The following is an 11356-nucleotide window of genomic DNA, read 5'->3' as shown; positions in this document are numbered from 1 at the left end:
GATTCAAGGGAAATCAGTGCCGTGAAGCATCTAACTAACTATCTGTCACTCTGAATTTTAAAATAGTTAAAAAACGGATGATCACTACCTTTATTCGGATGCTTCCTTTTTTGTCAAAAAAATAATTGAAACTCGTTCGGAATATTCTAATTATATTTATGCGACGCTAGTGAAATGGCGTGAATTTTAATGTTTCTATCGTCTCGGTACTCAAGATTACCACCCATTTCCGCATGAGTATATTCAAAGGCCATCAGACCCTTGGTGTATTAAAATTCGTCAAAAGAAAGTTGCTGAGGTAATAGCGCATGATAAGAGGTATACTTTTTCGATTCTTTCGTAATAACCGTTGCGGGAGACGAGGTCATATTCTGAGCATTATCTTTTAAAGACTGTGCTTATGCCGCCTTGGTTAATACACGTACTTTCGTATATTTTTCAACAAGAGCTGTTATCGTCGTAAACGTCTTTCCACAGACCTTACTCTTAAAGCATTATGTCTCATTTTTAATACCACAAAAAGCGCAAGTTGTTAGTGTATGGGGTAGCTTTCCCTCTACATAGCAACACGACTTTCCTTTTACTTTATCATCATAAAGACATCCTTCTTCAAAAGTTATATTTGGATCTTGAATATCAAGCAACATTCGATGGTCATTTCACATAGTGATGAGACGGATATTTTTGTTCGCCAACGTCATTCACCAAAAAACGACAGTGCTTAGTCTGTCGTTTCTGTTTCAGTTTGTTCATCTGTTTGGTTTGTATCGATTGAAGTCAAGATTGTTATGAGTTGACTCGCTTCGGTTTGAACTTGATCTAATGTTGTTTGCGTCGTTATTTTCGTACCACCGATGCCAACTTGTAATTCATAGTCAGACTCTAATGGACGTAAGTAAATATAACCGAAGTAATCTTCACCTTCAAACGATTGTAAATAAGTTGTATCTTCTAATACCTCAAGTGACTCATAGTACGTGCGACTTTGTTTATCTTCGAATGGGTTATGAAAGAGTAAATACAGTTGATCCGTTTGTCTTATGACAACATTCGTCTCATCATTGCTGTCAATTTTATAACCTTCCGGTAAATAAAGTGAGAAATACGTTAAGGTTTGATTTGGCTCGTGTACTTGTTGGTCAAATTGTGTTGTCGCAACTTGTTCAAGTTCGGTGATCACTTCTGACTCTGAGGGTCCACAAGCTACAAGCACTAATGACAGTCCAATTAAAATAATATATAACATGCGTTTCATAAATAGGTCTCCCTTGTATAGTAAGTTTTGTAGTTTATAGCTTAGTTTACGTCTTCATAACGCTAACCATAGTCTACTATACCTTGATTCTCATTAACGTCAAGTAAGGACACGTGATTTACACACAATTGTTATCTATTTGTCATATTAACAGTAACATCTGTTAAATTTATTGTTGAATTAATTTTGCCAAGTATTGACCTTTTAACTGAAGTAATACATGTTCAAACATTTTATCCCGCGTGATGAGACCATCAGTAAAAATACCAATTGCCCCTTGGTGATGGCGGATGTGATGATCTTGAGTATATTTTTCCATGACATCACCTAATTCAATCCCTGGTTTTAAAGCATCAGCTATGGGTGAGGGAATCGGCACCCGCGCCCCACTTGCGACATAAATCTGATGTGTTTCATCAGTTAAAGCGCCCCAATTTGTTAAATAGAGTTGTCCTTTTATCTCCATTATTCCACCTTCTAAGCCAATGCCAATCCCATGTTCAAGCGTGTTACGAGAAAAAATAGACCGGTTAATGGCGCCTGTCAGCGTTTCCTGGTCTGAAAAAGGTTGAGCGCTCACATCAGAAGGCGCATCCGTTGTATGAATGACGGCGTCCTTAAATACTTCCATTACGGCTTGTTGCTTGGCTTTATTTTTTGAACCTAATACGATTTCCATACGATCATTCCTCATTTTCACATTTTTTATATCAAGCAAAAAGAGTAGGAGCCCCTACTCTTTTAAGATTAGTACGTTGTCAACGTATCAATCGTTGTTTGATCCGTGTTTTTCACTAATGTTGTAATCAGTTCTTTCGCTGCTGCATAATCATCTACATGAATAATCGATCCATGCGTATGAATATAACGTGAGCAAATACCCACAACAGCTGATGGAACACCTTTATTAGCTAAATGTACCCGTCCAGCATCCGTTCCACCTTGTGAAATAAAATATTGGTACGGAATATCATTGGATTCAGCTGTATCTAATACAAAGTCGCGCAATCCGTGATGCGTGATCATGCTCTTATCAAAGATACGTAGCAGCGCACCCTTACCTAATTGGCCAAATTCCTTATCATCACCAGACATATCATTCGCTGGAGATGCATCTAAGGCATAAAAAATATCTGGGTCAATCATATTGGCCGCTACTTGCGCTCCCCTTAACCCAACTTCTTCTTGAACAGTTGCACCAGAATAGAGTGTATTTGGTAACGTATCATTTTTTAATTCTTTTAATAAGTCAATCGCGAGGCCACAACCATAACGATTGTCCCAAGCCTTTGCTAAGATTTTTTTCTCATTTGCCATCGGGGTAAATGGCATGACTGGTAAGATTGATTGGCCTGGCTTAATTCCGATGTTTTTCGCATCAGCTTCATCATCCGCTCCAATATCAATCAGCATGTTTTTCATTTCCATTGGCTTCTGACGCTGTTCTGGCGTTAAATTATGTGGAGGAATCGAACCAATCACACCGATGACCGGACCGTTGTCTGTTATAACTTGAACGCGTTGGGCAAGCATAACTTGATTCCACCAACCACCTAATGGCTGAAAACGAATCATCCCGTTTTTCGTGATTTGAGTGACCATAAAACCTACTTCATCCATATGACCCGCCACCATCACTTTAGGTCCATTCCCGTGTTTTACACCAAAAACGCCACCTAATTTGTCATAAATAAGTTTATCACTATACTTACTTAACTCTTCTTTCATATACGCGCGTACACGCGATTCGTCACCAGGCGCACCAGGTAATTCTGTTAATGTTTTAAACATGTCTAATGTCTCTTTATTCAATCGTCTAGACCTCCCAATTTTCATTTCCTTTTCTATTGTACCGAATTTGAAGTGAATTTGCTAGGTCTAGAAGTAGAACCAACGTCTTAGGATTAACATCTCTAAGACAGAGACATTTGCATCCCTGTAAAACAATAACGAAAATATTAGATTCCATTTTTCAAACAGCTAAAAATAGGTTATACTGTCAATGAGACTAAAAAGTTGAGGTGATTGTTCATGAAGCAATGTAAAAAAATACTCTTTGCACTTGGCGTTGGTACACTGTTAGGTTACACAATTAAAAGTCAGTTAGATGCCATGCCGATTAAGCCTGAGCATGCGCTTAAACGTGCAAAAGAACGTTTTAAGGAAGCAGGACCTGTCAGCGGTTCATGGATTTATATGAAAACTGAAACATTAGCATTACACGGTTTAAACTATACCGTTTATCGCGGGGGTATTACCCGTACGGAAAATGATGTACATACACAGTATGAGTTCTATGTTGATGCTTATACAGGTGTGATTGTTGACACAAAAATTACTAATTAAACACTAAAGCCTACGGTCAATGACCGTAGGCTTTTTTCTTGAAAAAGAAAAAAAGCACATGCTGTTAGACATATACTTTTCTCTGTCGTTGTTATGATTTAAAAGATGCTTCTACTCGGTAGATAGGATGACCACGCTTTGAGAACTTCTCCTCATATTCTGTCATCACATTAAGCGGATCGTTGTCTTCATGTAAGTCTAAACTCACATCATCAATCAGCATATTAAAGTGTGAAAAACTCATTAAACTGTATTCAAATAAACCACGATTATCCGTTTTAAATACAAGTTTACTATCAGATTTTAATACCTGTTGGTACTGAGTTAAGAAGGTATGATAAGTGAGTCGTCTTTTTTCGTGGCGATTTTTCGGCCATGGATCAGAAAAATTTAAATAAATTTGATCGATTTCATGATCTTCAAACAAATCGCGTAAATCACTTGCATCAAAATTTAGCAATTTAACATTTTTCGGTTGTTCTTCCACTGCCTTTTCTACCGCACTGACAATAATACTTTTAGCAAGTTCAATCGCAATAAAGTTAATATCGGGGTGTTGTTTCGCCATACCCATCACAAAGCGACCTTTGCCTGCCCCAATTTCTAAATGAATGGGTTGGTCATTGCCAAACACGTCACGCCACTTGCCTTTTTTATCTAATGGGTTTAAGATGACGTACTCAGGATGTTCCTGTAAATAATCATCAGCCCATGGTTTATGTCTTGCTCGCATGAGTGAGTCTCACCTTTCTCTTACTAAACGCATTGCGCGTGTTAATATATCGTTAATTTCTTGTTCTTTTACCATTGCATCTTCAACGGTTTGTAATTGATGAAAATCGATAATAGCTTCATATAACATATACCAATGCATCCGAATAGCTAAATTCTGGTCTTCTGTCACACCATAGTATGAAGCCACGTATCCCACTCTGGTTCAGGGATATAGCGTTGGAATAACATGCCTAAATCAATAGCTGGATCACCTATTTCAGCATTATCCCAATCAATCAAATATAATTCACCTTTATCAGTAAATAACCAATTATTATGATTTAAATCACAGTGACAGACAACTGGTTTCACACCAATGACTTGATTTAAATGAGCATCCATAAATTGAATCGCTCGCTTAATAACGAGATATTTGGTATGACCGGATGATTGCGACAGCATCATTTGCTTCAATTCTCGGAATAATTCCATCGGATTCATTGCTTTTTTGCCCATACGGGTCAACATATCAAGTAGTTCGGTTGAATGATGAATGCGACCTAATAATTCAGCCACCTTTGGATGTTGTAGCACCTCTGGATTTAACTCACTGCCATCTAACCATTCTTGGGCAGTGATGACGTCACCATTTTCTAAACGCTTTGTCCAAACAAGTTTAGGAACAATACCTTGCGCAGATAACACGGCTAAAAATGGTGAAGAATTTCTTTTCAAGAATAACCGTTTATTCTCTGACTGAGCAAAATAAGCTTCACCCGTTGCTCCACCTGCAGATTCAATTGTCCATTCATCGCCTAACATATACTGCACAATGCATACTCCTTTCACTTCATTTGACAAAAATAGCGTCAAATAGCCATTTTATTTAAGAAAACACTATACCTAGATTAACCTATTGAGGGGGTAAAAATCAAGCGTTATTTATTCCCAGTTGAACTGGTCTGTCTCTTCCCTTTGCCATTCCGGACGATTAAAACTAACCGTATCACTAAAAGATAAAAGGGCACCGATTGCTTTTAGTTGTTTATGCTTTAATGTTGTCTTTAGTTGGCGTTGCTTCAATAACCATGCCTCATGTTGCTCTTTATCAATATAGACCGTTTGAAACGGCTCTAAATGGTAGTCAATGGCATTACTTCTTGAGAGCACCATTTTCGTCACAGGCATATCGACTTCTTTATATTTTAAAATACTTTTCACAATCTTATCCGTTCGTTTTAATGATAATAATGGGCTTATAAAGTTGCTTCTAACAGACCGTTCTTCTTTTTGCCATTGGCGATCATCACCTGCGATAATTTTTGTCTCTGAAGAAAACTCTACTAATTTAATGATATAAATATCAAACGGCGTAACAACGATAATATCTGCTTCAACTTCCGCTTTTTTTAAACGAAAGATGGGATGATACATCACTAAATACGTATCTGGAAACCGCTGCAATAAATATTTCAGTACTAAATCATCTTCGTAGACACGATCAATAAACGACATTTGGGTAATGGTTGATGATGCCCATTTTAATTGAAATTGATAGAGCTGATTTAAGTAATAGACTTTTAATTGATCTTCTGTTTGTGGTAAAGCATGAAGCGGTTCATCCTCAATGTCCGTTTCATCCGTTTCCTTTTTTCTTTTACGCCACTGATTAAAAAATGACGTTGGCTCTTTTACTTCTTCAATCTGTTCAGGTACTTTAGGATTTTCAAATGCCTGTCGTAACTGTTGCCATTGCTCTTGTTTCAAGCGAATATATTGACTTGGATAATGAAAGGGATCTTGTTCATATCGTGATATATAATTTTCTAATTTGATTAATTGAGCCATTGTCACACTCCTCTCGCTAAAACGGCACTATCTAATCGGTATGTCATAAACAACCCTATAGGTCGGTATCTTGTTTGGTTCTATTTTATATAAGGCCACACTGATAGGTCTTACATCAATCGGGAAGGAAGTAGCCATTAACGTCCGATTGATACGTGACAAAACATTTTCTTTATTCCACGGTGTTTGACACTTTTTTGCTAAGGTGACGTGTGGACGAAATGGCCGTTGTGCTGTTGGAAATCCTTTTAAGCTTAATTCTTCTTGGATCGACTCATATAAATTGCGTAGGACATCCGTTTCTTTTGGCTCTAAGTAAAGAACTCTGTAACCGCCCGATTGACCAAAACCATTAATATGAGAAAAGGTTAATGATAGCGGTGGAATAGCTAATCGTTTCATTATGTTCATCACTGCTTCTTTGTCTTCTAGTGGACCAAAGAAATGTAACGTTAAATGATAATCAACATAATCCACCCATCTTTTATAACTGTCTTCTATGATTATTTCTTTCACATATTGACTTACTTGATGAATCCTGTCATGTGTTTTCTTATTAAATCGAAGGGCTAAGAAATAATGCGTCATATACCCACCTCTTCTTCTATTAAGAAATCATTAATTTTCATTGAAAGTGTAGAATTTTTATTAAAAACGGTGTAAAATATAGTTAAAAGAGATTAAGAACACCACAGGATTCATTAATTTGATATAGGGAGTGGTTTTTTGAGTCAATCTACAAACCGGATGCTAACTCGCGTAAAAGCCGTCTATCTTTTTATTAAAGAGAACGGACCCGTTTCAACGACAGAGATTGCCAATGAGTTTGAGATTACTGACCGGACAGCGCAACGTGATTTACACGTTTTAAGCTATAACGGTCTGGTCCAGAGTCCGCATAAGGGACAATGGGATGTGACGAAAAAGAAAGTGAAGATCTCTTAATCGCCACAACATTATACTGCGTAACACGCTGTCTAACTTGGCAGCTTATTTTTTTGTCTTATTTTAGACCTCTTAAATAAGATAGTTCTTCCTCTGTTAACTCACGATATTCCCCTAATTCAAGCGAAGGATCTAGTTCTAATTCGCCCATCTTTAATCGCTTTAAATAGGTCACTTGTTTACCAACAGCTTCGAACATGCGCTTCACTTGATGAAATTTCCCTTCTGAAATAACTAGTTCAATTTCTGATGTCTCGCTACTATTAAGAATGGTCAATTCAGCAGCTTCGTCTGATAGCCATCATCTAATGTCACGCCATGTTTAAAGGCGACGATGTCGGATTCAGTAACGTAACCTGCGACGGTCGCATAGTATCGTTTACCAACATCTTTTTTCGGTGACAGTAATTGATGCGCAAGTTTACCATCATTCGTTAATAACAGTAAACCTTCGGTATCCTTATCTAGACGGCCGACAGGAAAGGGTGACCTTACTTGGTCCGCTAATTCCAATAAATCAATTACCGTCTCATCACGCGTATCTTCTGTTGCGCTAACGACACCAGGTGGTTTATTTAACATAAAATAGACAAATTCTTGGTATTGTAGTTTTTCACCTAACACTTCCACTGCATCAAGTGTCGGATCCACATGTTCTTTTGGTTGTTTAACCTCCAAACCATTCACCGTCACTTGTCCTTTTTTGAGTAATTGTTTTACTTCTTTTCGTGAACCATAGCCTGAGTTGGCTAATAACTTATCAATTCGCATGTGTGACTCCTTCGTTGATTCAATATTTATATATTTATATTTGTTATACATCCATCATATTAGAAAAAGCGTTCTAATCTCTTAATCCGCTCACCCATCACACGCTCTAACAATGTCGAGCGATAACTGAACCACAGATAAATATAGGCCCCTACTGTGACCGCTGGTATTAAAATCAAGATGCTGCTTAAACGCCCATCGGTATAGTTAACCCATTGTGACATAACGAATTGTACAGCTAGAACAGCCATCGACATAAACCCAGCAAAAATCAACATAAGACTGGAACGTTTCAGTAAAGCTTTTAATGGGAACGCAATCGCCCGTCGAATTCTGAATAAATTACTGATGACTGTACCTAAAGAAGCGATCCACGTAGAAATAACTGCCCCTACTGGTCCGAAAGCCATCATCAATGGAATGTTTAAGACAGCTTTTAACACTAGGCCAATCCCTAGGCTATAGAGCGCAAACCGTTGCTGATTGATACTCTGTAAAATCGATGATGTCACAGTAAATAGCGCGAAAAATAACGCGACCGGCGCATACCAACCAAGGATTTCACCATTAAATGTTATGAAATCGTTGATACCATAAAAGGCGCCCCAAATTTGATTCGATAATAAGCTCATCCCTACGACTGCTGGTAAAATAAGCAACATAATCACCTGAAGTGACTGATTAATTTGTTGATATAATCGCGGGCGATTGTTTTCAACAAATGATTTTGTCAGTGTTGGTAAGCTTGATAGGGACATGCCTGTTGCTAACGTAATCGGAATCATAATTAATTTATGTCCGTATAAATTAATGTTTGAAAAAGCATTGTCCACTTCTAATTGTGTTAGGCCTGCATCTAGTAACGTACGCGAGAACGTAATCGCATCAATTTGTTGATACAACGGAATGGCCAGCCCCACAAAAACAAACGGGCCTGCATATTGAAACAGTTCAATAAAGAGTTCTTTATTTGATAACTTCACTGGTCTTACCCGCTGTTGTTCAATGTAGTGGTTTAAGTGATGCTTTCTTTTGTTCCAGTACAGTATTAATACAAACAAGCTGGCAAGCGCACCAATAAAGGCGGAGAACGTTGCAAACCCAACTGCTGTCACCGTCGTTCCATCAAAAACATTGAGAACCATATAAACACTGATGAGTAAAAAAGCAATGCGAACGATTTGTTCAATCACTTGTGAGATAGCTGTTGGACCCATGGACTGGAAGCCTTGAAAAAAGCCTCGCGTAATACTCATCGATGGAATAATAAGGAGCGCAAAACTGACCATCTTAATCACCATGGCAACATCATCGACCGTAATGCCTTCAGCATTATCTGGAATATAAATCTTGGCTAACAGGTTAGCACCAAAAAAGAGGAGTAAAAAAGCCACAATACCTGTGACAAACATGAGTCGTAAGGCCATATTATACATGCGTCTGCTTGTTTTATAATCCCCCAATGAATTGTACTTCGCAACAAATTTTGACACGGCTAAAGGAATTCCTACCGTTGACAGACTTATAAAGATGGTATAAGGACCGTAAGCTAATCCATATAGTTTTCCCCCAGTTGCACCGACTAAGCTTTCAAACGGGATCGTATAAAGCATTCCTAATAGCTTTGAAATAAACGAGGCACCCGTTAACAATAAAGTTCCCCGTAACATCGTATTCTTCGACATATTTTCACCTATTCTTTAAAAAATTCATCAGTCATTTGACATACATACATATTTTATCACAAAACAGGTGATAACTATATCAAAAAAGTAAACCTATAATCAAACACTTAGTTACTAGTTTTTTTACGTAGGGTTTGATAGAATAAGACCATTGGTCATAAACAAACTTTTTGACGTGACGTCTCATAGGCGCACGTTTTTCATTGCACAAAAATAATCGTTTGAGGATCTGTGACTTGATTTAACTATAACGGAGGTTTAAATATGAAGACAAATGTAGTTGTTATAGGTGGTGGCCCGAGTGGATTGATGGCAGCCATTGCGGCTAGTGAGCAAGGGGTTGACACCATTTTAATTGAGAAAGGAAAGAAACTTGGTAAAAAGTTGGCGATTTCTGGTGGTGGGCGCTGCAATGTTACTAGCCGCCTACCTAAAGATGAAATTATCAAACATATTCCTGGAAATGGGCGGTTTTTATATAGTGCTTTTTCTGTCTTTGATAATGAAGATATTATTCAATTTTTCACTGATTTAGGAGTAGAACTTAAAGAAGAAGACCATGGCCGGATGTTTCCTGTCAGCAATCAGTCGAAAGATGTCGTGAACGCATTAATTAATCAACTGGCAAAGCAAGGAGTAAAAGTCATGACGGAAACAAAAGTTACCGCCATTGATTACGGTGAGGATACCCATACTATCATCTTAGAAGATGGTCGGAAAATTACCACGAAATCTGTCGTAGTCGCGGTTGGTGGAAAAGCGGTTCCACACACGGGCTCTACAGGAGATGGCTACCCGTGGGCTAAAAAAGCGGGACACACGATCACCGATCTTTATCCTACCGAAGTGCCTCTTTTATCCAATCAATCCTTTATTAAAAATAAAACGTTACAAGGTCTTGCTTTGCGCGATGTTGCTTTAACGGTGAAAGATGCTAGCGGAAAACATGTGGTGACCCACCAAATGGACATGTTGTTTACGCATTTTGGCTTTTCTGGCCCCGCTGTTCTTCGCTGTTCACAATATGTGGTGAAATTATTAAAGCAAGGACAAAAACACGTCTCATTATTCATTGATGCTTTACCTACTGAAACAGAAGAGCAACTTTTTGATGAACTGACCAAAAGGATTACGGACTCCCCTAAAAAAGCCATCAAAACTATTTTAAAAGGTTTGATGCCAGAACGGTACCTGCACTTTATTTTAGAAAAAAATGCGATTGATTTAGATTTAAAAGGAGCCAATATTTCCAATGAACAATTGCGTCTTTTCATCCATGACGTGAAACACTTTGAACTAAAAGCAATTGGTTCTTTACCACTTGAAAAGGCCTTTGTGACAGGTGGTGGCGTGTCTATTAAGGAAGTTAATCCAACGACACTTGAGTCAAAACTGATGCCACGGTTATTTTTCTCTGGTGAGATTCTCGATATCCATGGCTATACTGGTGGCTACAATATTACAGCAGCACTCGTGACTGGACATAATGCCGGTCAAAACGCGGCTTGGCTTAGTTTTAATTCGATCTCTTTACGATTAACCACCGTGTTAATTGTAAAGAGTTTTTTAATAGAAAACACAAAAAAACTTCAAGAATTTAATCTTGAAGTTTCCATTTGCTTAGCGACGTCCTACTCTCGCGGGGCTTAAGCCCAACTACCATCGGCGCTGAAGAGCTTAACTACTGTGTTCGGCATGGGAACAGGTGTGACCTCTTCGCTATTGTCACTAAACCATAGGGTTATACCCTGAAAACTAGATAAGAAGTAAACAATCATCAAATAAAAATTTA

The 11356-nt window shown here is 38.1% G+C and carries 11 protein-coding genes, 1 rRNA gene and 2 pseudogenes; 3 read left to right on the top strand and 11 right to left on the bottom strand.

Translation table 11 applies throughout. From position 1 onward, the window contains the following. Window positions 1-721 precede the first annotated feature (721 nt). The 3 genes from JCM19043_RS15135 to JCM19043_RS15125 form a co-directional block, all read right to left on the bottom strand. The gene (locus tag JCM19043_RS15135; protein WP_062323823.1) at window positions 722-1255 is read right to left on the bottom strand and encodes a hypothetical protein; all 534 of its coding nucleotides are present in this window, start codon (window positions 1253-1255) and stop codon (window positions 722-724) included. Window positions 1256-1424: 169 nt separating this feature from the next. After that, window positions 1425-1934, bottom strand: a complete 510-nt coding sequence (locus JCM19043_RS15130; protein ID WP_062323821.1) for a DUF84 family protein — start codon at window positions 1932-1934, stop codon at window positions 1425-1427. Window positions 1935-2002: 68 nt separating this feature from the next. Next, complete coding sequence (locus tag JCM19043_RS15125; RefSeq protein WP_062323819.1) at window positions 2003-3067, bottom strand: M42 family metallopeptidase; 1065 nt, start codon at window positions 3065-3067, stop codon at window positions 2003-2005. 219 nt (window positions 3068-3286) lie between these two features. On the opposite strand from JCM19043_RS15125, the gene JCM19043_RS15120 reads away from it, so the two are divergent. Continuing rightward, window positions 3287-3601 (top strand): PepSY domain-containing protein, encoded by a 315-nt coding sequence (locus JCM19043_RS15120; RefSeq protein WP_062323817.1) that lies wholly within the window; start codon window positions 3287-3289, stop codon window positions 3599-3601. A 91-nt stretch (window positions 3602-3692) separates the two neighbouring features. Here the strand turns inward: JCM19043_RS15120 and trmB are convergent, their stop codons facing one another. The 5 genes from trmB to thpR form a co-directional block, all read right to left on the bottom strand. After that, on the bottom strand, window positions 3693-4334 hold the full coding sequence (gene trmB, locus JCM19043_RS15115; RefSeq protein WP_062323815.1) for a tRNA (guanosine(46)-N7)-methyltransferase TrmB: 642 nt from the start codon (window positions 4332-4334) through the stop codon (window positions 3693-3695). A 9-nt stretch (window positions 4335-4343) separates the two neighbouring features. Further along, window positions 4344-4523 (bottom strand): hypothetical protein, encoded by a 180-nt coding sequence (locus JCM19043_RS17910; RefSeq protein WP_231631577.1) that lies wholly within the window; start codon window positions 4521-4523, stop codon window positions 4344-4346. Continuing rightward, window positions 4502-5137 (bottom strand): phosphotransferase family protein, encoded by a 636-nt coding sequence (locus JCM19043_RS15110; protein WP_231631578.1) that lies wholly within the window; start codon window positions 5135-5137, stop codon window positions 4502-4504. Before JCM19043_RS15110 ends, JCM19043_RS17910 begins: the two co-directional genes overlap by 22 nt. A 120-nt stretch (window positions 5138-5257) precedes the next feature. After that, complete coding sequence (locus tag JCM19043_RS15105; protein ID WP_062323812.1) at window positions 5258-6163, bottom strand: nuclease-related domain-containing protein; 906 nt, start codon at window positions 6161-6163, stop codon at window positions 5258-5260. 27 nt (window positions 6164-6190) lie between these two features. Further along, window positions 6191-6751, bottom strand: coding sequence for an RNA 2',3'-cyclic phosphodiesterase (gene thpR / locus JCM19043_RS15100; protein ID WP_062323810.1), 561 nt, complete (start codon window positions 6749-6751; stop codon window positions 6191-6193). 138 nt (window positions 6752-6889) lie between these two features. Between thpR and JCM19043_RS15095 the strand changes: the two genes are divergently transcribed. Then, window positions 6890-7108, top strand: coding sequence for an HTH domain-containing protein (locus JCM19043_RS15095; RefSeq protein WP_082394595.1), 219 nt, complete (start codon window positions 6890-6892; stop codon window positions 7106-7108). 58 nt (window positions 7109-7166) lie between these two features. Here the strand turns inward: JCM19043_RS15095 and JCM19043_RS15090 are convergent. Both JCM19043_RS15090 and JCM19043_RS15085 read right to left on the bottom strand, forming a co-directional pair. Then, window positions 7167-7879 (bottom strand): annotated as a pseudogene (locus tag JCM19043_RS15090) (pseudouridine synthase). Between the two features lie 59 nt (window positions 7880-7938). After that, window positions 7939-9549, bottom strand: a complete 1611-nt coding sequence (locus tag JCM19043_RS15085; protein ID WP_369813905.1) for an oligosaccharide flippase family protein — start codon at window positions 9547-9549, stop codon at window positions 7939-7941. 279 nt (window positions 9550-9828) lie between these two features. Here JCM19043_RS15085 and JCM19043_RS15080 point away from each other — a divergent pair. Beyond that, window positions 9829-11079: pseudogene (locus tag JCM19043_RS15080) on the top strand (NAD(P)/FAD-dependent oxidoreductase); the annotation flags it as partial. Window positions 11080-11182: 103 nt separating this feature from the next. Here the strand turns inward: JCM19043_RS15080 and rrf are convergent. Further along, a 5S ribosomal RNA gene (rrf, locus tag JCM19043_RS15075) occupies window positions 11183-11297 on the bottom strand. Window positions 11298-11356 lie beyond the last annotated feature (59 nt).

Source organism: Halolactibacillus sp. JCM 19043 (genome assembly GCF_001310395.1).
GTDB classification, from domain to species: domain Bacteria; phylum Bacillota; class Bacilli; order Bacillales; family Amphibacillaceae; genus Halolactibacillus; species Halolactibacillus miurensis.
This window is presented reverse-complemented; position numbering and strand designations above follow the sequence as displayed.